This window comes from Leifsonia sp. GW821-FHT13C09 (genome assembly GCF_058806435.1).
Window position 1 is genome coordinate 88,293 of sequence record NZ_JBXAPS010000004.1, and the last position, 20,346, is coordinate 108,638.

At 70.5% G+C, this 20,346-nt stretch carries 24 protein-coding genes; 11 read left to right on the plus strand and 13 right to left on the minus strand.

Translation table 11 applies throughout. From position 1 onward, the window contains the following. Position 1: 1 nt before the first annotated feature. The 5 genes from AC1ROW_RS14140 to AC1ROW_RS14160 are packed head-to-tail and all read left to right on the plus strand — an operon-like array spanning position 2 to position 4,420. Positions 2–823, plus strand: coding sequence for an energy-coupling factor transporter transmembrane component T family protein (locus AC1ROW_RS14140; protein ID WP_493019552.1), 822 nt, complete (start codon positions 2–4; stop codon positions 821–823). Further along, positions 814–1,686, plus strand: coding sequence for an energy-coupling factor ABC transporter ATP-binding protein (locus AC1ROW_RS14145; protein ID WP_493019553.1), 873 nt, complete (start codon positions 814–816; stop codon positions 1,684–1,686). Before AC1ROW_RS14140 ends, AC1ROW_RS14145 begins: the two co-directional genes overlap by 10 nt. Continuing rightward, entirely contained in the window at positions 1,667–2,461 is a 795-nt protein-coding gene (locus AC1ROW_RS14150; protein ID WP_493019554.1) for an energy-coupling factor ABC transporter ATP-binding protein, read from the plus strand. The genes AC1ROW_RS14145 and AC1ROW_RS14150 overlap by 20 nt, the downstream gene beginning before the upstream one ends. Before the next feature lie 32 nt (positions 2,462–2,493). Next, positions 2,494–3,459, plus strand: coding sequence for a nucleoside hydrolase (locus tag AC1ROW_RS14155; protein WP_493019555.1), 966 nt, complete (start codon positions 2,494–2,496; stop codon positions 3,457–3,459). 16 nt (positions 3,460–3,475) lie between these two features. Beyond that, a complete protein-coding gene (locus tag AC1ROW_RS14160) occupies positions 3,476–4,420 on the plus strand; it encodes a nucleoside hydrolase (RefSeq protein WP_493019556.1) in 945 nt (314 codons plus the stop codon). A 34-nt stretch (positions 4,421–4,454) separates the two neighbouring features. Here the strand turns inward: AC1ROW_RS14160 and AC1ROW_RS14165 are convergent, their stop codons facing one another. The 3 genes from AC1ROW_RS14165 to AC1ROW_RS14175 all read right to left on the minus strand — a co-directional run bounded on the left by AC1ROW_RS14165 (position 4,455) and on the right by AC1ROW_RS14175 (position 6,744). Continuing rightward, the gene (locus tag AC1ROW_RS14165) at positions 4,455–5,189 is read right to left on the minus strand and encodes an aspartate/glutamate racemase family protein (RefSeq protein ID WP_493019557.1); all 735 of its coding nucleotides are present in this window, start codon (positions 5,187–5,189) and stop codon (positions 4,455–4,457) included. Then, positions 5,186–5,650: a RidA family protein gene (locus tag AC1ROW_RS14170; RefSeq protein WP_493019558.1), complete on the minus strand. Its 465-nt coding sequence runs from the start codon at positions 5,648–5,650 to the stop codon at positions 5,186–5,188. The genes AC1ROW_RS14165 and AC1ROW_RS14170 overlap by 4 nt, the downstream gene beginning before the upstream one ends. A 143-nt stretch (positions 5,651–5,793) precedes the next feature. Beyond that, a complete protein-coding gene (locus AC1ROW_RS14175) occupies positions 5,794–6,744 on the minus strand; it encodes a LysR family transcriptional regulator (RefSeq protein WP_493019559.1) in 951 nt (316 codons plus the stop codon). A gap of 95 nt (positions 6,745–6,839) precedes the next feature. On the opposite strand from AC1ROW_RS14175, the gene AC1ROW_RS14180 reads away from it, so the two are divergent. The 4 genes from AC1ROW_RS14180 (at position 6,840) to AC1ROW_RS14195 (ending at position 9,908) form a co-directional block, all read left to right on the plus strand. Next, positions 6,840–8,159, plus strand: coding sequence for an amidohydrolase (locus AC1ROW_RS14180; protein WP_493019560.1), 1,320 nt, complete (start codon positions 6,840–6,842; stop codon positions 8,157–8,159). A 5-nt stretch (positions 8,160–8,164) separates the two neighbouring features. Beyond that, entirely contained in the window at positions 8,165–9,151 is a 987-nt protein-coding gene (locus tag AC1ROW_RS14185) for a LysR family transcriptional regulator (protein WP_493019561.1), read from the plus strand. A 137-nt stretch (positions 9,152–9,288) separates the two neighbouring features. Then, on the plus strand, positions 9,289–9,516 hold the full coding sequence (locus AC1ROW_RS14190; RefSeq protein WP_493019562.1) for a hypothetical protein: 228 nt from the start codon (positions 9,289–9,291) through the stop codon (positions 9,514–9,516). Between the two features lie 11 nt (positions 9,517–9,527). After that, positions 9,528–9,908 carry a type II toxin-antitoxin system death-on-curing family toxin gene (locus tag AC1ROW_RS14195; protein ID WP_493019563.1) on the plus strand — a complete coding sequence of 127 codons (381 nt, stop codon included), beginning with the start codon at positions 9,528–9,530 and terminating at the stop codon, positions 9,906–9,908. Here AC1ROW_RS14195 and AC1ROW_RS14200 read toward each other — a convergent pair. The 7 genes from AC1ROW_RS14200 to AC1ROW_RS14230 all read right to left on the minus strand — a co-directional run bounded on the left by AC1ROW_RS14200 (position 9,889) and on the right by AC1ROW_RS14230 (position 16,042). Continuing rightward, positions 9,889–11,292, minus strand: a complete 1,404-nt coding sequence (locus AC1ROW_RS14200; protein WP_493019564.1) for a DUF6421 family protein — start codon at positions 11,290–11,292, stop codon at positions 9,889–9,891. The genes AC1ROW_RS14195 and AC1ROW_RS14200 overlap by 20 nt on opposite strands. 83 nt (positions 11,293–11,375) lie before the next feature. Then, positions 11,376–12,212, minus strand: a complete 837-nt coding sequence (locus AC1ROW_RS14205; protein ID WP_493019565.1) for a substrate-binding periplasmic protein — start codon at positions 12,210–12,212, stop codon at positions 11,376–11,378. 45 nt (positions 12,213–12,257) lie between these two features. Beyond that, a complete protein-coding gene (locus AC1ROW_RS14210) occupies positions 12,258–13,103 on the minus strand; it encodes a substrate-binding periplasmic protein (RefSeq protein ID WP_493019566.1) in 846 nt (281 codons plus the stop codon). Between the two features lie 35 nt (positions 13,104–13,138). Then, positions 13,139–13,810 carry an amino acid ABC transporter permease gene (locus tag AC1ROW_RS14215; protein ID WP_493019567.1) on the minus strand — a complete coding sequence of 224 codons (672 nt, stop codon included), beginning with the start codon at positions 13,808–13,810 and terminating at the stop codon, positions 13,139–13,141. Beyond that, complete coding sequence (locus tag AC1ROW_RS14220; RefSeq protein WP_493019568.1) at positions 13,807–14,445, minus strand: amino acid ABC transporter permease; 639 nt, start codon at positions 14,443–14,445, stop codon at positions 13,807–13,809. The genes AC1ROW_RS14215 and AC1ROW_RS14220 overlap by 4 nt, the downstream gene beginning before the upstream one ends. Before the next feature lie 3 nt (positions 14,446–14,448). Beyond that, positions 14,449–15,219, minus strand: coding sequence for an amino acid ABC transporter ATP-binding protein (locus AC1ROW_RS14225; RefSeq protein ID WP_493019569.1), 771 nt, complete (start codon positions 15,217–15,219; stop codon positions 14,449–14,451). A gap of 229 nt (positions 15,220–15,448) precedes the next feature. Then, a complete protein-coding gene (locus tag AC1ROW_RS14230; protein WP_493019570.1) occupies positions 15,449–16,042 on the minus strand; it encodes a TetR/AcrR family transcriptional regulator in 594 nt (197 codons plus the stop codon). Positions 16,043–16,110: 68 nt separating this feature from the next. Between AC1ROW_RS14230 and AC1ROW_RS14235 the strand changes: the two genes are divergently transcribed. Beyond that, complete coding sequence (locus tag AC1ROW_RS14235) at positions 16,111–16,554, plus strand: tautomerase family protein (protein WP_493019571.1); 444 nt, start codon at positions 16,111–16,113, stop codon at positions 16,552–16,554. A gap of 5 nt (positions 16,555–16,559) precedes the next feature. Here the strand turns inward: AC1ROW_RS14235 and AC1ROW_RS14240 are convergent, their stop codons facing one another. Together AC1ROW_RS14240 and AC1ROW_RS14245 are read right to left on the minus strand one after the other, a co-directional pair. Continuing rightward, positions 16,560–16,997: a VOC family protein gene (locus tag AC1ROW_RS14240; RefSeq protein WP_493019572.1), complete on the minus strand. Its 438-nt coding sequence runs from the start codon at positions 16,995–16,997 to the stop codon at positions 16,560–16,562. Positions 16,998–17,312: 315 nt separating this feature from the next. Next, positions 17,313–18,272: a diacylglycerol/lipid kinase family protein gene (locus AC1ROW_RS14245; protein WP_493019573.1), complete on the minus strand. Its 960-nt coding sequence runs from the start codon at positions 18,270–18,272 to the stop codon at positions 17,313–17,315. Between the two features lie 89 nt (positions 18,273–18,361). Here AC1ROW_RS14245 and AC1ROW_RS14250 point away from each other — a divergent pair, with 89 nt between their 5' ends. Next, on the plus strand, positions 18,362–19,096 hold the full coding sequence (locus AC1ROW_RS14250; protein ID WP_493019574.1) for a GNAT family N-acetyltransferase: 735 nt from the start codon (positions 18,362–18,364) through the stop codon (positions 19,094–19,096). A gap of 24 nt (positions 19,097–19,120) precedes the next feature. Here AC1ROW_RS14250 and AC1ROW_RS14255 read toward each other — a convergent pair whose 3' ends face one another. Further along, positions 19,121–20,308, minus strand: a complete 1,188-nt coding sequence (locus tag AC1ROW_RS14255) for an alkaline phosphatase family protein (protein ID WP_493019575.1) — start codon at positions 20,306–20,308, stop codon at positions 19,121–19,123. Positions 20,309–20,346 lie beyond the last annotated feature (38 nt).

A 20,346-nucleotide genomic window follows, 5' to 3' on the forward strand; every position in this document is an offset into this window, starting at 1 on the left:
GATGACCTCCACAGCGAACGCGCCGGCCCTCGACGAGGCCTTCGTCGACCGGTTCCGGAGGCCGGCCACGCTGGGCAACCCGCTCCGGGACGCGAACCCGCTGATCGTGCTCGGCTCGGCGATCCCCGTCGCCGTCATGGCCGCGACGCTGCCGAAGCTGGTCGGCCCCGCCGCCGTCTGCGTGGCGATGCTGGTGCTCGGCGCTCTGGGCGGCGTGGGCGCGAGCTTCGCCAAGACCTACCTCCGGCTGTTCGGGATCGTCGGCGTGCTGCTCTTCGTCGTCCGCGTCATCTTCGCCTCGGACCGGCAGAGCGCCCTCTGGGCCTGGGGTCCCTTCGCGATCAGCGTCTCGAGCATCACCGACGCCGCGGCGTTCGTGTTCGTGGTCATGGCGATGTGCGGGGTGCTGACGCTGTTCTTCGCCCTCGTCCCGGTCGGCCACCTGATGCTCGCCCTGGAGCGCGTCGGCGTCAGCCGCAAGGCCAGCTACGTCGTGCTCGCCTCCTTCCAGGCGATCATCGATCTGGGCGCCAACACCCGCACGGTGATGGACGCGCAGAAGGCGCGCGGTATCGAGACCGAGGGGTCGCTCCTGCGCAGGGCCGGCGCGTTCTTCCCGGTGCTGACGCCGGTGTTCCTGTCCGCGATGGCGCAGACCGAGGAGCGCGCGCTCGCGCTCGACGCCCGCGCCTTCAACGCTCCGACGGCCCAGACGCGGCTCGTCTTCCTGCCCCGCACCACCGCCGTGCAGTGGGGCGCCCTTGTCCTCGTGTACGCCGGCGCGGTGTTCGCGATCGTCGGAAAGGTACTGCTGTGGCACTAGTCACCATGCGGGACGTGTCGTTCACGTACCTGCACGCCGAAGAGGCCGCGCTCGAGGGCGTGAACCTGACCCTCGAACCGGGCCTGGTCTACGGGGTCGTCGGGCGCAACGCCAGCGGCAAGTCGACGCTGTGCAACGTGATCCGCGGTATCGTCCCGCACTTCCACGACGGTGAGCTGACCGGCGACGTCCAGGTGCTGGGAACGAGCCTGGCGGACTGGGATCCCGCCGTGCTGTCCCAGCAGATCGGCTATGTGTTCCAGAATCCGTTCACCCAGATCTCGGGCATCCGCGGCACGGTGTTCGAGGAGATCGCCCTCGGGCTGGAAAACATGGGCGTCGACCGCGACACCATGATCGAGCGCGTGGTCGGCGTCGTCCACGAGCTGGGGATCGAGGGACTCATCGCGAAGAACCCCAACGAGCTGTCCGGCGGCCAGCGCCAGAAGGTCGCCTTCGCGTCGATCCTCGCGATGGAGGCCGACTTCCTCGTCATCGACGAGCCCACCTCCCAGCTCGACCCGGAGTCCTCGGAGGCGATCTTCGCGATCATCCGCCGGCTCAAGGAGCGTGGGACCTCGATCGTCCTCGTCGAGCACAAGATCGACCTGATCGCCGAGTACGCCGACCGCGTCATCGTCATGGAGCGCGGCACCGTCGCGGCCGAGGGCCCCGCAGCGGAGGTCCTGGCCTCGCCGCTGCTCGAGGCGGCGGGAGTCCCGCAGCCCGAGGTCACCCGCGTGGCGGCCCGGCTCGCCGCGGACGGCCGCCCGCTCGAACGCACGCCCATCACGAGAGAAGACGCCCGGCAGCTGATCGAGGCGCGCGTACAGGAGGTGGCCGATGTCCATCGTGCTCGATGACGTCACGTTCGCATACCCGGACGGCTCGCTCGCCGTCGACGGCGTCAGCCTGCGGATCGACCCGGGGGAGCGGGTCGCCATCGTCGGCCAGAACGGCGCAGGCAAGACCACGACCGTCAAACTGATGAACGGCCTGCTCAAACCGACCTCCGGCACGGTCGCGATCGACGGCGTCGAGACGACGACGCAGACGACGGCGACCACCGCCCGCACCGTGGCCTACGTCTTCCAGAACCCGGACGACCAGGTGTTCGCGCCCGACGTGCGCGGCGAGCTGGAGTACATGCCGCGGTACGACAAGTGGGATGGTGACAAGACGGCCGAGCGCGTGCAGCGCGCTGTCGGGATGACGGGCATCGGCCGCTTCCTCGACACCAACCCGAGCGACCTCCCGTTCGCGATCAAGAAGTTCGTCGCGATCGGCGCCGTCCTGGTCGGCGAGCCCCGCTACGTCATCCTCGACGAGCCGACCGCCGGTCTCGACAGCCGCGGCCTCGCCCTGCTGAACCGGATGATCGATCAGCTCGGCGCCGAGGGCGTCGCGGTGATCACGATCACGCACGACATGCGCTTCGTCGCGGACTCCTTCCACCGCGTGGTGGCGATGGCGAACCGCAAGGTCGTCGCCGACGGCGCGGTGGAGAATGTCTTCGCGGACGACGCCGTCCTGCACGCCTCCCGGCTGCAGCGGCCGGTCGCCGCGCAGCTCGCGCGCGACCTCGGCCTCAGCAGCACCGCGCTGCAGATCGACGCGATCGCCGCCCTCATCCCCTGACTCTGCCCTCGAACCTCCAACGAAAGGCCACAATGAAGCACTCGGTCATCCTCGACGTGGACACCGGCATCGACGATGCGATGGCGATCATGTTCGCCGTGCAGCACCCCGACATCGACGTCAAGGCGATCACCTGCCTCTCCGGCAACGTCTCCGTCGACAAGGTCGTCGCCAACACGCTCGCCGTGCTCGACCTGGTCGGCGCCCCGGACATCCCGGTCGCGGCAGGCGCCCGCCGGCCCCTGATCGAGCCCGCCAGGGATGCCTCCTGGGTGCACGGCGAGACCGGACTGGGCGACCTCCGCCTGCCCGTCGGCTCCCGCACGCCCGAGCAGGTGCACGCCGTCGAGCTGCTGCGCCGCGAGTTGCTCGCGGCCGACGAGCCGCTGACGATCGTCGCCCTGGCGCCGCTCACCAATCTCGCGCTCCTGCTGCGCGTCTACCCCGAGCTGGCGGACCGTGTCGGCCGGATCGTGTTCATGGGGGGATCCGCGTCGGTCGGCAATGCCAGCGCGGTCGCGGAGTTCAACATCTGGCACGACCCCGAGGCCGCGGCGATCGTACTCTCCAGCGGCATCCCGTTGACGATGTACGGACTGGACGTGTTCAACGTGGTCGAGGTCGCCGCCGAACGGGTGGCCGAGCTGGTGGCGTCCGAGCGCGCCGTCGACGCCGCGCTCGGGTCGCTGCTCGGGTTCCAGCTCGTGGACCCCGCCGACGGGACCGTGTTCAGCCACCCGCTGATCGGTGACGCGGGAGCGGTCTGCGCGCTGGTCGCCCCCGAGTTGTTCCGCTTCGAGACCCTGCCGGTGCAGGTGGACATCAGCCAGGGCGTCGGCCGCGGCCAGACGATCGTGGACCGCCGCGGCTACGGCGGCGAGGACGCCGTCTACACTCCGGGGCAGGCGCCCTGGCCGCGCGTCGACGTCGCCCTCGATGTCGACACCGCAGCCGCACTCCAGCTGTTCTTCGACGTCGTCACCGGCGTCCGCGTCTGAGAGCGGAGATCGCGGTATGCCCACCCCTCTCTACTTCGACTGCGACACCGGCGTCGACGACGCCCTCGCGCTCGCCTACCTGCTGCGTTCCCCCGAGGTCGAGCTCGCCGGCATCGGCACGGTCAGCGGCAACGTCAGCGCGGCGCAGGCCGCCGACAACACGCTGCGCCTGCTGGCCCTGGCCGGGCGCGACGTGCCGGTGGCCGTCGGCGAGCACCACCCGATCGCAGGCACCTTCCACGGCGGCGCGGCGCACGTGCACGGCGCCAACGGCCTCGGCGGCGTCGAGCTTCCTGCGGCCACGGCGACCCCGGTCACCGAGGACGCCGCGGACATGCTGCTGCGGCTGTCGCACGAACACGACGGCGCACTCGAGGTCGTCGCCGTCGGCCCGCTCACCAATCTCGCCCGCGCCCTGAAGCGCGACCCCGGGCTGCCCGGCCGGATCGCGAAGGTCACCATCATGGGCGGCGCCGCGCTCGTCCCCGGCAACATCACGCCGGTCGCCGAGGCGAACATCGGCAACGACGCGGAGGCGGCGCGCGCGGTGATCGCGGCGGAGTGGCCGATCGTCCTGGTGCCGCTGGACTCCACGATGGACAACGTGCTCGAGGAGACCGACCGGGTCCGCCTGGTCGAGGAGGGCGGCCCGCTGGCGAGCGCGGTCGGGCGGATGCTCGACCACTACTTCGACTTCTACGTCACGGAGTACGGCCGCCGCTCCAGCGCCCTGCACGACCCGCTGGCGGCGGCGCTCGCCGTCGGCGGGGTCCGCGCGGTGCTGGCGCCGGCCGTGCCGGTGGAGGTCGACGCGACGGACGGGCCCGGCCGCGGCCAGACGATCTGCGACCTGCGCGGACAGCGCTCCGGATCCGTCGACCGGCCCGGCGCGCACGTGCGCGTCGTGCTGCGCACCGAGCCGGACCTCGCCCCGCACCTGCTGGAGCGCGTGCTCGGCTGAGCGAGTCGTCATCGGGACCGGGCCGAGCAGCCCGCTACTCGCCGCGATCGAACCCGGTTCCCAGCGCGCTGAGCGCGAACGACGCGACGTCGAGGATCGGCGCCGCCGTGTACTGCGCGATCGTCCGCCGGAACTCGGGCAGCAGCGTGCACTCCAGCACCAGCGCGCCGATGCCCTCCAGCCGCCCGCCCGGCGCACTCTCGCGTTCGAGCACCGCCTCCACGCCGGTGCGCAGCGTGTCGAGGTCCCAGCCGTTGCCGTAGGCATGGTCGTTGGTGAGGATCCCGTCCCAGCCCGGCTGGTCCTCCAGCCCGACGATCGTCAGGCGAGGGTACAGCGGATCGGACGCGAGCATCCGGGTCGCCAGCGGCGCGGACACGGTGAGCACGCCGATCCGTCCGCTCGTGAGGGCGGCGGCGAGCGGGAGGAGGTCGAGGCTGCTCGTGAGGGTGTTCGCGGTCGGCAGGCCGGACTGGCGGGCGTAGTAGAAGAAGCCGCAGTCCGTGATGATCAGCGAGCAGTGCGCCAGCCGCTCCCTGGCCCGCCAGAAGGCGTCGATCGCGACCGGGTCGCCCGCGACCAGCTGCTCCACCCGGGCGCCGCGCGCGACGGCGTAGGACACCGGGATGCCCGGCCAGCTCGCCGGGTTCTCGAAGAAGCCGACCGGGTTGGCGCTGATGGCGGGAGCGCCCGCCTCGACGCAGTCGAGGTCGTCGACCGCGTACGAGTCGAGGTCGCAGAGGACGACGCCGAGGGTCCGCACGGTCATGCGGACACCGCGGTCACGACCGATCCCGCGGTCTCGCGCGCGGCGCTGCCGACGACGGCGACGGCGTTGACCTCCACCCGGATGCCGGGGATGTTCAGCTCCTTGCCGATCAGGATGCCGGTCGCGGTCGGCCCCGGCTTCGGGAAGTAGCTGAACCGGATGTCGTAGGTGCGCTGCCACTCCTCGACGCTGAGCTCGCCCGAGTAGAAGGTGTTGAACTGCACCACATCGCCCATCGTCCCGCCGAGGTCCTCGATGACCGCCTGCAGCGACTGCATCACCGCGTGGCACTGCGCCTCGATGTCGCCGGGGTGCCGCACGTTGCCGTGCTCGTCCAGGTCCTCCTGGCCGCCGACCCAGATCATGTCGCCGACCCGGATGCCGTGGCTGTGGTTGATGGTGAAGTGGCCGGGCACCTGCCAGTGGCCGGGTACCTGTGCGATGAGTCGTTCGGCGGTCATGGTGTCTCCTCGAAAAGCCGGTGATGGGGGGTCGATCACCAGTGTGCGAGCCGGAGCGCGGCCGCGCATCGTTTCGAGGACGGCGGACGCTGATGCTGCCGCAAGGGATTCTTCGGCTGGGCCTCAGCAGCTCTGGGCCGCGCTCACCAGCTCCCGGCCGCGACCGCCGCCTCGATCGTGGCCTTCTGGGTCACGGCGGCGCGGCTGATCTGGTCCAGCACCTCGCGGACGATCGGCCGGCGCTCGTCGGCGGCGCGGGTCACCGCCAGCACGCGGCGGCTGAGGTGCGGCCGGTCCAGCACGTGGATGCTCACCGGCGCGACATCGCGGTCGATCGAGAACGGCGGGAGCACCGAGATGCCGCGGCCGCGCGAGATGGACTCGACCAGGAGGAGGAGGTCGTCGGTGAGCCAGCGGACGTTCGGCTCGAACCCCTCCGTCCGGCAGGCGAAGCGCACCGCCTGGCCGCAGGCGCCCAGCTCGTCGGGCATCACCCACGGCTGATCCTTGAGGTCGGCGAGCCGGACCTTGGGCGGCAGCCCGAACGAGGGCGGTGCGATGACGACAAGCGGCTCGCGGAGGAGCTCGGTCGTGCGCAGGTAGTCGGGGAACGCCATCGGCACGTTGTCGTAGAGGTCGATGATCGCGATGTCCAATGCGCCGCCGAGCAGCAGGTCGATGCTCTCGCCAGGCTCGATGACGTTCACGGTCAGCTCGATGTCGGGAGCGTCGGCGGCGAGGCTCTCGGCGACCGGGAGCAGGACGAAGCGGGCGAACGAGGGGATGGTGCCGATGCGCACCCGGCCGGCGAGCTCCCCGCTCAGCTGGTCCATCTCGGCGCGGGTGGCCTCCAGGAGACGGAGGATGCCGCGGGCGTGCTCGACCAGGATCTCGCCGGCGCCGGTCAGGCCGACGCCGCGGGGGGAGCGGTCGAGCAGTTTCACGCCCGCCTCCCGCTCGAGGATGCTGATCTGCTGCGAGACCGCGGAGGAGCTGATGCCGATCGTCCGCGCCGCCCCGGCGAGCGAGCCCTGCCGCGCCACCTCGCTGAGCAGGCGCAGGCGAGGGACGTCCGGGAGCGAGTTGTCCGTCATGCGCACATTCTTCCATGATTAGTTGTACTTACGACAGTGTAGGGTTTATCGTAAGAAAAAGCTTCAACTCTCGCCCCCGAATCGAGTAGACGACGATGTCATCCGAACGCTCCTCCGCCGACGCCCCGGCGACCGCGGCGCCCCGCACCACCGGCGCCGCCGGCCACGTCCTCCGGGCCGTCGAGCACGCGATCGGCCAGGCCCGGTCCGACCTGATCTGGCTCAGCCACTGCATCCATTCGACGCCGGAGGTCGGGTTCCAGGAGCACCGCTCGGCCGCCATCGTGTCCGAGTTCCTACGCCGGCACGGCTTCGCGCCGACCGTCGGTGTGTTCGGGATGCCGACCGCGCTGCGCGCACAGGCCGGCACGGGCGGCCCGCGGATCGCGGTGCTCGCCGAGTACGACGCACTGCCCGAGGTCGGGCACGGCTGCGGACACAACGTCATCTGCGCCGCGGCGGTCGGCGCCTTCCTCGGCGTGAGCGCCCAGCTCGGGGAGCTGGGCGGTTCGGTCGTGCTGCTCGGCACGCCGGCCGAGGAGAACGGCGGCGGCAAGGAGGTGCTGGAGCGCGCCGGCGCGTTCGACGACATCGACGCCGTCGTCATGGTGCACCCGTTCACCGGGCCCGACGAGGTGGCGTCGTTCACCTCGCTCGCCGTGCGCGACGTGGAGGCGACCTTCCACGGCGTCGCGGCGCACGCCTCCTCCGCGCCGCACGCGGGGCGCAATGCTCTGGACGCGGTGGTGGCGTCGTATCAAGGGGTCGCCGCCCTGCGTCAGCACATCCCCGCCACCGACCGGCTGCACGCCATCATCACCAACGGCGGCGCTGCGACCAACGTCGTCCCGGCGACCGCGAGCCTGACCGTCGAGTTGCGCTCGGAGACGCTCGACGAACTGGTCGAGCTGTCCGGGCGCGTGCAGCACATCCTCGACGGCGCGGCCCTCCTCTCCGGCACTCGGCTGGAGGCGCGCTGGGATCCGTTCCCGGCGTACCTCCCGGTGCGCAGCAACGCGCCGCTCGCGGCCCGCTACTTCACCCACATGTCCGCGCGCGGCCGCAGGATCGTGCTCGACCCACCCGGCCTCGTCGGCGGCGGCTGGTCGACCGACCTCGGCAACGTGAGCGTCCGCAGGCCGTCGATCCACCCCACGGTCAGCATCTCGCCGAAGCCCATCGTCATGCACACGGCGCCCTTCGGCCGCCAGGCGGTGAGCCCGCTCGGCGACGCCGCCGTGATCGACAGCGCGTTCGGGCTCGCGGCGACGATGGCCGACTACCTGGCCGACCCGGCCCTGCGCGACGCGGTCGACCGCGACTTCGCGGCGGCCGGCGGCCGGGTGGACGTGGAGCGGCTGCTCGCGGCGCCGGCGAGCGCGCTCGCCCCGGCCTCCACCTTCTCCGGAACCTGACGATCATGCTCAACCCGGTCCATCTCCGCACGCTGTCCGTCGTGGTCCGCACGGGTTCGTTCGCGGACGCCGCCCGCCAGATCGGCTACACCGGCTCCGCCGTCTCGCAGCAGGTCGCGGCGCTGGAGCGGAGCCTCCGGGCGACCCTGTTCGAGCGGGACGCGCACAGCATCCGGCCGACCGCGGCGGCGCTCTTCCTGGCCGAGCGCGCCCACGACATCCTGATGGCGCTCGGCGCCCTGGAGGACGACATGCGCGGCCTCAGCTCGGGAGGCTTCGGCCGTCTGCGCGTCGGCGGCTTCGCGGCCGTGAACGAGCGTGTGCTCCCGTGCAGCCTCGCCGCCTACCGCCGGTCGCACCCGAACGTCGACCTCGCACTGGACGAGGGGGAGCCGGATGAGCTGGTGGCCAAGCTGCACGACGCGCTGCTGGATGTGGCGGTCGTCGCCGAGTACGACCTGGTGCCCCAGCGCTGGCCATCCGCTGCGACCGTGACGCCGCTGCTGGACGAGGAGCTGTTCCTCCTGGTGCCGGAGGGCCACGCGCTCGCCGGCGCGGGGACGGCCGCGATCGAGGACCTGGCCGCCGAGACCTGGGTCTCCACCCCGGAAGGCTCGGCCGGCGACAACTGCCTCGTGCGCCTGTGCGGGGGAGCGGGCTTCGACCCGCTCATCGCGATGCGCGGCGCCCGGACGGACTCGGTGCGCGGCCTCGTGCAGGCGGGGATCGGCATCGCCCTCGTGCCCGCGCTGTCCACGCTGCCGGGCGAGGGGACGGAGCTGCTGACCCTCGAGCCGGGCCTGCGGCGCCACGTGCTGGCGCTGCACCGGACGGAACACGAGAGCGCGCTCGCCGCGGACGCGGTGGCGGCCATGGCCGCGACGGCGAGCGGGCTGGTCGACGAGCGCACCGGCCTGTCCGCGCCCGGCGCGCCGCGCCGCCGCGTCGCAGAGGTCGAGTACCTCGCGCAGCGCGTAGCGGCGGCGGGCTAGCCCACGCACATTCGTGCCGAATGTCGACTCTCGGCTCGCGAAAGGCGACATTCGGCACGAATGTGCGTGCCCTCTCCGTGATGTAGGCGTTGGTTCGATATATACTCGACCCACGTCGATATATAGGAGACGGATTCATGACTCAGACGGCGCCCCCCGCCCGCAGTAAGAAGCTCATCGCCTTCCGGGACGATCAGGTCGCGGCGCTCGCGGCCATTGCGGCGGACACGCACACGAACTTCACCGCGACGGTGCTCGATGCCGTGGATGCCTACATCGCCGCACACGACCGGACGACCCGGCAGATGGTCGACCGGATCGTGGCGGAGAACGCCGGCCTGCTCGAGCGGCTGCGGGACGCGTGAGCGTACGGTATGTGACTCTGGAGGAGGCGCTCGTCGTCATCACGGCCGTGCACGGCGGTGAGCCCCTCGAGTACGTGCGCGACATCGTCCTCTTGCAGTCGGCGCTCGAACGGCCGAAGGCCACGTTGTTCGGCCGGGACGCTTATCCGGATGTCCATGCCAAGGGTGCTGCGCTGCTCCACTCGCTGCTGCGCAACCACGCGCTCCTCGACGGGAACAAGCGCACGGGGTGGATCCTGTGCGTGCTCTTCTTCCACGTCAACGGTTATGAGGAGCGTTACGAGGAGGACGCGATGTTCGACGTCATCCTGTCGATCGCGGCCGGCGAACTCGAGGAGATCGGCGACATCGCCCTCCGGCTCTCGTCGTGGTTCACTCGCTCTCCCCGGTGATCCCGGAGGTGGATTCGATGACGGCGGTCATCTTCTTGTTGAGCGCTTCGTAGAACATGGACAGGGGGAATTCGTCGTCCAGGACGGCGTCGGTGTACCCCTTCGGTGGCCCCGCGAGCACCTCGTCGGACAGGCCGCGTGCCCACACCGACGCCGGGTTCGGGGTCAGGGTCTCGGTGAGCATGTCGTACGCGGCGAGCCAGTGCGCGACCTTGGGCCGGTCGATCGACCTCCAGTACAGGTCGTTGATCCGGTCCGACAGGGCCACGACCACGTCGGGGACCTCGTCCCAGTCGATGGTGAGCTGCGTGTCGGTCCAGTGCAGGACATTGTGCTGGTGCAGCCAGGCGAACAGCAACTGCCCGCCGAGGCCGTCGTAGTTGCGGATGCGGCTGCCGGTGATCGCGAATCGGAAGATCCGGTCGAAGATCACCGCGTACTGCACCAGTTTCGCGTGGTCGCGGATCTGCTTCTGCGGCTCGGACAGTTCCGACTCCGGCAGGGCGCCCAACTGTCGTTCGAGCCGGACGGATTCGCGGAACGCGGTGAGGTCGCAGCGCAGTTCTTCCAGCGAGTAGAGGAAGAAGGGCATGCGCTGTTTGATCATGAACGGGTCGAAGGGCAGGTCGCCGCGCATGTGGGAGCGGTCGTGGATGATGTCCCACATCACGAAGGTCTCCTCCGTCAGGCGCTGGTCCTCCAGCATCACGGCGGCGTCCTCCGGCAGCTCCAGCTTCGTGATCTGTGCCGCGGCACGCACGACCCGGCGATAGCGGGCGGCCTCCCGATCCTGGAAGATCGCCCCCCACGTGAACGACGGAATCTCCGCCACGGACACGCTCTCCGGGAACAGGACCGCGGAGTTCGTGTCGTAGCCGGGCGTGAAGTCGATGAACGACAGGGACACGAACAGGCCGTTCGTGTACTGCTGCTCCAGCGCGCCGATGAAGTCCGGCCAGATGACCTCCACCAGCACGGCCTCGACGTACCGGTTCGTGCTGCCGTTCTGGGTGTACATCGGGAACGCGACCAGATGCGCGAGCCCGTCCTCCCGGTGGAGCTCGGGCCGGAAGGCGACGAGGGACTCTCGGAAGTCCGGCACGCCGAAGCCTTCGTGCGCCCACCGGGCGAAGTCGCGGCCAAGGGCCGCCAAGTACGCCGCGTCGTGCGGGAAGAGGGGTGCGAGCGCCGCGACGGACTCGCGGATGGAGCGCACCAGCTCCACCGCCCAGGTGCGGCTGGCCAGCTCGTCGAGCGAGCCGTCCTTCACCTGGAGTTGCTGGAGGTCGATGGCGGCTTGCTTCAGGGCGAGCCAGTCGGTGTTGGCGCGCAGGCGGTCGCGGTTCCGCGTCGCGGTGGCGGCGTACTCGGTCTCGGTGTTCATCAGATCCCTTTCGTGGCGATGGCGGGCGGGAGTGGAAGGCGGCGGGCGACGGTGTTGAGGTCGCATCGCCCGCCGCCGGTCTGTCAGCCTCCGATGAGGCGCGGGTCTCCGGTCTCGGCGGCGGACGCCGGGAGCCCGTTCTTCTCGAGGATCTTCACCAGCCGGCCGTCCTTCTTGATCGCCGACACGAAGCGGTCGAGCGCCGCGAGGAGCTTGGGGTTGTCGAGGGAGGTGGGGAACGCGGTCTGCGCGGGCTCGGTGGAGGCGGCGATCGCGGGGTCGGGCCGGGCGACCTTCACCTTCAGGCCGGGGGCGTTGAACTTCCCTGAGCCGAAGCTGTCCATCGCCGCCTCGATGCGGCCCGACTTCAGGTCTTGGTACATGTCCGTCGGGGACTTGTAGACCTTCAGCGCGTCGCCGAAGTACTGCTTGGCCTGAGCGACCCAGAGGTAACCGTCGACGGTCCCGATGGGCTTGCCCTGGAGCGAGGAGAGCGTGTCGAAGCCCTCCTTTGAGATGTACGCCATCTGGTCGAGGTAGACCGGGTTGGTGAGGCCGACGATCTTGGCGCGAGCCTCGGACCGCCACCACGCTCCGGCGGCGACATCGGAGCGGTCGTTCTGGACCGCGGGGATGACCGCGGCCGGGGCGACCGGGACACCCTTGACGGTGAGGCACTCCTCCGTGGCGAAGGCGTTGAGGATGTCGCCGTCGATACCGCCGATCGCCGCACCGTTCACCGTGACGAACGGGGAAATCGAGTAGGTGGTGACCGTCAGGTCGCCCTTGCTGATCGTGCTGAAGCTGTCCTTGGGCGTGCACCCGGAGTCGGCTCCTCCGCCGCCGGCCGCGCTGCACCCGGTGACGGCGGTGGCGAGGGCGGCGGCTGTTGCGGTTGCTGTGACGAGGCGGTGTCTCATGGTGCTGCTCCTTCGGGGAAGGGGTGGGTGGGGTGGAGCGGCGTGTCAGCTGATCAGGCGCGGCGCGCCCGTGTCGACCGCGGTGGCCGAGAGCCCGTGCTTCACGAGGATCTTCGCGAGCCGGCCGTCCGCCTTGATGGTCGTCACGAACCTGTCGAGCGCTTTCAGCAGTTCGGGGTTGTCGAGGGCGACCGGGAAGGTCGTCTGCGGCGGCTGGAGCGAGGCGCCGATCGCCGGGTCCGGCTTCGCCACCTTCACCTTCAGGGTCGGGGCGTTGAACGAGCCGGAGCCGGTGCTGTCGATCACGGTCTGGATGCGCCCGGCTTTGAGGTCCTGGTACATGTCCGTCGTGGATTTGTAGACGTTCAGTTGGTCGCCGAAGTAGGCCTTGGCCTCGCCGACCCACAGGTCGCCGTCCACGGTCCCGACCGTCTTGCCCTTCAGCTCGGAGAGCTTGTCGATGCCGGTCCTGGAGATGATCGCCATCTGGTCCAGGTAGACCGGGCCGGTGAGCCCGACGATCTTGGCCCGCGCCGCGGACCGCCACCAGGAACCGGCGGCGATGTCGGAGCGGTGCGTCTGCACGGCCGGGATGACCGCGGCGGTGGCGACCGGCGTCGCCTTGACGGTGAGGCACTCCTCCGTGGCGAAGGCGTTGAGGATGTCGCCGTCGACGCCGCCGAGCGTTGTGCCCTGCGAGGTGATGAACGGAGGGAGGGACGACAGGGTGACGATGAGGGTCCCCTTGTCGATGGTGCTGAAGGTGTCTTTGGGCTTGCAGCCTGCTGCGACGCCCGTATTGGCGGCGCCGCTGCAGCCGGTGAGGACGGTCGTCACGGCGACGACGACGGCTGCTGCTGCGGTGGTTGCGGAAAGGAGACGGTGTCTCATGGTGGGCTCGCTTTCAGAGGGGATGGGGAGTGGCTTCAGGGGGTGGGAACGGGCTCGCGGAAGCGCGCCAGCCGCTTTTCGACGCGAGTGGTCAGCCAGCTCGCGGGGATGGTGATGGCCGCGTAGAGGATGCCCGCCAGGGTCAGGATGCTCAGGTAGCGGAACGTGGTCGAGCCGATCGAGTACGCCTGCGACATCAGCTCGGGGACGGCGATCGTGTACGCGAGCGACGTCGCCTGGAAGATCATGATCGAGAAGCCGACGAGCGGCGGGATCGCGATCCGGAGTCCCTGCGGGACGACCACGTAGCGCAGCGCGTCGCGGCGGCTGAGTCCCAGCGCGTCGGCCGCCTCGACCTCGGATTCCGGGACGGCCTGGAGGCCGCCGCGCATGATCTCGCTGGTGTAGGCGGCGGTCGTCAGCCCGAGGGCGATGACGGACGCGGTGAAGGAGTCGAAGGTGACGCCGACGGTCGGGAGGCCGAAGTAGACCAGCTGCAGCACGACCAGCGCGGGGGTCCCCCGTCCGATCTCGACGATGACGATCGTGGTCGCCCGCAGCGCCCGGTTCTTCACATTCGCGCCGAGCGCGAGCAGCAGTCCGGCGGGCAGGCCGACCAGCAGGATCGCCCCGGTCAGGCGCAGGCTCACCCCCAGTCCGCCGAGCAGTTGCGGCCAGAACTGGATCCAGTCCTCGACGAGATTCATCGTGCGACCCTCTTTCGGAGCGTGGTGTCGAGGCGCCGGGTCAGCCAGGCGCACGGGATGGTCATGGCGATGTAGAGGGCGGCGGCCCAGAGGAACGGGACGATGCCGTTCGCGGTCTGGCTGGCGTCCTGCCCGGCGAAGAACACGATGTCCTGCACGCCGATCACGGACGCGATCGACGAGTCCTTGAGCAGCCCGATCGCGTAGGTGGCGGCGGCGGGGACAGACACGCGGAGCACCTGCGGCCCGATGACGCTGATGAGCGTCGCCGAGCGGGACATCCCGAGGGCGTCGCTCGCCTCCCACTGCCCGTCGCTGATCGCGGTGAGCCCGCCGCGGTAGATCTCCGCCATGTAGGCGGAGGTGACGACGCCGAAGGCGATGATCGCGGCGGTGAACGGGTCGAGTTTGATCGCGCCGCTGCCGATCCCGAAGTACAGGATGAACAGCCACACGAGCGGGGGGATGCCGCGGACGATTTCGATGACGGCGCGGGCGGTCGCGCGCAGCGCTGCGAACCGGGAACGGCGGGCGAGGACGAGCGGGACGCCACCGAGGGCGCCGAGTGCGAAGGAGCACACGGTCACCAGCAGCGTCATCTGGACGCCCTGGACGACGACGGCGAGGTGGTCCATGGGTCAGCGCTCCAGGACCGCGCGCAGGAACTGCCGGGTCCGGTCGGTGCCGGGGGCGGTGAACACCTGCTCGGGCTCGCCCTCCTCGAGGATGGCGCCGTTCGCCATCACGACGACGCGGTCGGAGACGTCGCGCGCGAACTGCATCTCGTGCGTGACGACGACCATCGTCATCCCGGACTTCGCGAGCTCCCGCATCACCGCCAGCACCTCCAGCCCGACCTCCGGGTCGAGCGCAGAGGTGGGCTCGTCGAACAGCATCACGTGCGGGTCGAGCGCGAGCGCCCGGGCGATCGCGATGCGCTGCTGCTGCCCGCCGGAGCAGCGCCCGGGGAACTGGTTCGCCTTGTCGGCCAGGCCGACCCGCTCGAGCAGCGCGATCGACCGGGCGTCGGCCTCGGCCCGGCTGCGGCCGAGCACGCGCTCCTGCGCCAGGCTGACGTTGCGCAGCACGGTCATGTGCGGAAACAGGTTGAACGACTGGAACACCATGCCGACGTTCCGGCGCAGCGATTGGAGCTGCTTCTGCTTGATCTCGGCGCCGGCGTCGATCTGGGTGCCCTCGACGCTCACGCACCCGCTGTCCGGCACCTCGAGGAGGTTGATGCAGCGCAGCAGCGTGCTCTTGCCCGCGCCGCTCGGGCCGATGATCGCGACGACCTCGCCCTCGCGGACGGAGAGCGACACGTCGTCGATGACGGTGTGTTCGCCGTAGCGTTTGACGACGGAGCGCAACGATATTGCGACTCCGTCGCGGTGATCTGGTTCCAGCATGTCGAACTCGTTCCTGGAGGCTGTGGAGACAATCGACCGGGACGGTGTCCGAGGTGTCCGTGCCTCCGCCGCGATGCGGAGACGCCGGCGGGAACACTGCGGCGTCGTTGTCGTGGATTGTGCTGGAACCAGGATGCGGCGACGCCACCGCGTGCGCTACGGATGGAGCGCCGCTGTCGGTTGGGGTGGCGTAAGGAGTGTTTTCGCTGGGTGTGCGGATGGCGCCGCGTCAGCCTCCGAGCGGCTCGGACAGTCCGCGCAGGTGCGCGATCAACTGCCCCGCGACCGCCTCGAACGGCTCGATGCTCGCCTGCGCGCGGCTCAGGATGACGCCGCCCTCGCTGCCGGCGACGAGGAGCGCGGCTGCGCCGCCGGCCGCGTCCGAGGGAACGCCGCCGACCGCGAGCAGTTCGGCGAGGAGGTCCGCCCAGTCGCGGAAGACGGCGCCGGAGCGCTCGAGCAGGTCGTCCGAGTCCGCCGCGACCGCGACGGCCACGGCCGAGCAGCCGATCTGGAAGTGCGAGACCAGGAGGAGCTGCCGCCAGGCGTTCAGGAATGTCTCGGCGACCTCCACCGCGGGCAGGCCGCGCGCCGACTCGATGACCGCGATCGACTTCGCGCGCTGAAGGTCGAGGGCCTGGGCGACCAGGCTCGCCTTTCCGCCGGGGAAGTGATGGTAGATCGAGCCGCGCGGCGCCCCGGTGAGGGCGAGCACCTCGGAGAACGAGGTCTCCTGGAGGCCCTTCTCGGCCAGCAGCCGGGCCGCGCCCTCGATCATGCGCGCCTTCGCGTCCGAGACCATCCGGGACCTTCCTGTCGACACACCTTGACTATGACGCTCATCATAATCCACACTGGACGCGCGACCCCGCAACCGAGGAGATGAGTCCTATGCCCATGATCGACGTCTACGCGACCGCCGGCACCTTCGCCGACCCGCGCACGCTCGCCGCGACCCTCGCGGACGCCCTCAAGACCATCGAGCAGGTGCCCGACATCCCGCTGTTCCGGAAGAACACCGCCGCCTTCGTGCACGAGCTCGCCGACGGTGCGCTCTCGAACGTCGACGGCGACTCCGATTACGTGCGCGTGCAGGTGCTGACCAACGCGGGAGCGCTCGACCGGCCGAAGCAGCTCGCCGTCGTCGAGCGGTTCACCGCCATCGTCGCGGAGGCCGCGGGCGATCCGTCGCTGGCGGACCGCACCTGGGTGCTCCTCACCGAAGCGGTCGAGGGCGGCTGGGGCCTGGGCGGGCATGCCAACACCAACGAGGAGCTCGTGCTGGCCGCCCGCGCGCAGATCGCCGAACTGCAGGCGGCGCGACAGACGGACTGACCCGGTCAGCCGGTCGTCAGGTCCTGCGCCAGCATCACCAGGATGCCGCTCGGCCCGCGCAGGTAGGTCAGCTTGTAGACGTCCCGGTAGTTGGCGACCCCGCGCAGCGGGCGGCAGCCGTGCCTCGCCGCGACCTCCAGCGCCGCGTCGATGTCGTCCACCTGGAACGCGACCCGGTGCATGCCGATCTCGTTCGGGAGGGTGGGCCCGGTCTCGATCGCGTCGGGGTGCAGGTACTCGAAAAGCTCCACGCGGCCCTGGCCGTCCGGCGTCTGCAGCAGCGCGATCTTCGCGTGGTTGCCGTCGAGCCCGACGGCGGTGTCCGTCCACTCGCCGCTGACCGTGTCGCGGCCGACGACCTCCAGCCCGAGATCGGTGAAGAAGGCGATGGTCGCCTCCAGGTCACGGACGGCGATGCCGACGTTGTCGAGTCTGATGGGCATGCGTCGCATCGTACCCACCCGTTGCGCACGGGTACTCTGAGGCTCGCGCGCGACCCCGGTGCATCCGCGGAAACCCCCGTAACAGCGGGAATCCGGCGGCCGCGCGCGAACGCCGGTCAGGCTGGGAGAACACCTGCCTTCGGCTGCATGATGCATCGGAAATCCGTGCTTGGCAACAGCGGGTTTCGCGTATGCGGGTGCACCAGAGCCCGACCGATCGCTCGGCCGGGCTCTGGCGTATTTTCCCCATACCCGTAGCTACGGGGAACCATCAGCATACGTCCGTCCCCGGCGTCCGTCACCGGGGTCGCCGGCTCACTCCCGCGGCACCCGCACCCGCAGCGCGCCGGGGTCGACCCGCACGCGCATCGAGCTCACCTCGCCGAAGAGGTCGCCGTCGAGCTCGACCTGCTCCGGACGATTGGAACTCAGGACGATCTCCTTGCCCTTGAGGTAGTTCATCGCGTGCACTTCGTGGTCTTCGCGCATCAGACGGCGCCCGACGCTGGTGCGGCGGAGGACGCCGTTCTCCCAGAAGATCTTGACGGCGATCCGCAGCCAGCCCAGCACGTCCTCCGGGCGCAGCACCACGATGTCGAGGATCCCGTCGTCCACCGCCGCGTCCGGCAGCAGCATGATGTCGGCCTGCAGCGAACCGCAGTTGCCGATCATGACGGTGTGCGCGTGCAGGGTGTGCGTCCGGCCGCCGTCGAGCTGGTAGCGCAGGCGCAGCTCGTTCTTGTCGCGCAGCACTTTGCCGATCGCGTGCACGTAGGCGACCCAGCCGGCCTTGGCTTTCAGGTCGTCGTCAGTCGCCGCGATCATCTTGGCGTCGATCCCGAGGCCCGCCATGACCAGGAAGGCGCGGCGCTCGGTGCCGTCCCGGCCGTCGCGCAGCTCGGCCACGCCGACGTCGATGGGCCGGTCGGCGCCGTCGAACGCGGTGTCGAGCGCGTGCTCGGCGTCGTCCAGGGTCAGCGACAGGTTGCGGGCGAGCAGGTTGCCGGTGCCGGAGGGCAGCAGGGCGAGCGGGGTGTCCGTGCCGCGCAACTCCTCGGCCACGGTGCGCACGGTGCCGTCGCCGCCGGCCGCGATCACCACGTCGACGCCCTGTTCCAGCGCTTCGCGGGTCTGACCCGTGCCGGGGTCGTCGGCCGTGGTCTCCAGCCAGAGTGTGCTCTCCCAGCCGTGGCGGCGCTCGGCGGCCGCGAGGGCCTCCCGCAACCGTTCCGGGTCGGTCTTCGTCGGGTTGACCACGATCGCGGCCTTGCTCATCCGTCTCCCTCTCGCGCGTCGTGCTCGGGCGGCGCGACGCTGACCCAGACAGTACGCCTCCGCGCGCCGGCGTGTGCGAGGCTGGACGCGTGCACGTGCTCGACGACCCCGCCTGGAACGCCCTCACCGGCCCGCACGCCGCCTTCGCGGTGGGGGACGACCGGGCCCGCCGTTACCCGCCGGACATGTCGCCGTTCGCGTCCGTCGCCGACCGCGGCAGCGTCGCCGACTGGGACCGGCTGGCTTCTCTCGTCGGCCCGGGCGCGACGCTCGGCGTGTTCGCCGAAGCGGCACCGGAGGGCTGGGAGGCCGTCGCCGGCTACGACTGCTACCAGTACGTGTTCGAGGGTGCTGAGCTCCCGGCGGCGCCCGTGCTCGGGGACGACGCCCGCCTGGTGCCGTTGGGGGAGGCCGACGTTGCCGACGCGCTCGACTTGGTCGAGCGCACCCGGCCCGGCCCGTTCTTCCCGCGCACGATCGACTTCGGCGGCTACCACGGCGTGCGCGTCGGCGACCGCCTCGCCGCGATGGCCGGCCAGCGGATGCGCCCCGACGGCTGGTGCGAGGTCAGTGCGGTGTGCTCCGATCCCGAGTGGCGCGGCCGCGGCTTCGCGGTCCAGGTCATGCTCGCGGTCATGCGCGGCATCCTCGACCGCGGTGAGCAGCCGTTCCTGCACGTCGAGACCGTGAACGAGCGCGCGATCGCCGTCTACGAGCGGCTCGGGTTCACCCGCCGGAAGCGGCTGAACGTGCTGGTCTGCCGCGTGGCGTCGCACATTCGTGCCGAATCGCGCGAAACGCTGCTGCATTCGCGCGATTCGTGACGAAACTCCGTCGCCGCCGGCCCGCTACGCGGGCGGGGCGATGGGGGGTTTGGGGGGTTTGGGGTTCACTTTGCCGTCGGTGGGGGCGGGGACGGTGCTGCCGTCGAGCGTGACCATCGCCGGGAGCGGCTGCCCGAGCGGCGCAGGCCACGGCTTGGGCGGCACGGGCGTGGGCCGCGGGCTCGGCGGGGTCGGCTGCGTGATCGTGCTCCCGGGCGCGGGCGGCACCGGCCTCCCGAGGCCCGGCTGAACCAAGTGCGCGAGCGACGGGGCGTCGTCCACCCGGGGCACCCCGAACGTGCCGAGGCCGAGCAGGTCGCAGATCGTCTTCGGGATGGAGGCGTGCGAGTGCCACTCCGGGTCGATCGCCTGCGTCACGGCGCCGCCGAACATGAGCAGCGGGATGCGCGAGCCGCCGATGACCTGGAAGCCGTTCGGGTGCAGCGCGTCCGGCGCCGTCTCGATCGCCGGCGTCGGCACCGAGTCGGCGTAGCCTCCCCAGTCGTCCCAGGTCAGAATGAAGACCGTCTCGTCCCAGCCGCCGCCGTCGATCACCGCCTGGACGCGCTGCCAGACCAGCCCCTGCCCCTTGGTGATGTAGTCGGGCGCGGGGGTCGCCGGCGGGTGCTCGTCGTAACCGGCGGGCGACCAGACGTAGCAGACGTCCGGCAGCGTCCCGCCCTTCGCCATCGGGATGAACTGCGACGGCGGGTGCACCTCGCTCGACCCGGGCGGCGTGGAGGTGGTCTTGTAGAACTTGACCGGGTAGCCGTCCTGGTCGGGGAACGCGCCCCAGCTCACGCCGGCTTTCTGGGCGACGCTGAAGATCGAGGGGATGTCCCAGACCGGGTGCGCCCCGACGAACGGCGGGTTCTTGAGCGTCGGCATCTGGCCGCCCACCGCGAGCATGTGGCCGGGCGTGGAGTTCGAGCCGGAGCCGAAATGGTGGTCGCTGAACACGAAGCTCTTTGCGAGCCAGCTGTAATAGGGGATGACCTGGTCGTTGTCGAGCTGCATGGGCTCGGCCGGGTAATCGCCCGTCGCGTAGTGCACCCACGCGTTCCGGTCGTGGGGTTGATCGAAGTCGGGTGCGCTGGTGCGCAGGTTCCCGCGGTTCGCGACCTCGGCGCCCCAGTCCGCGAGGGAGGGGAAGTAGAAGTCGGTTGTCTTGTTCTCCTGGATGAAGACGATCACGCGCTTCACGGCTGCCATGGGGACTACGCAAGCACGGGAGGAGGCGACGCGCCAGT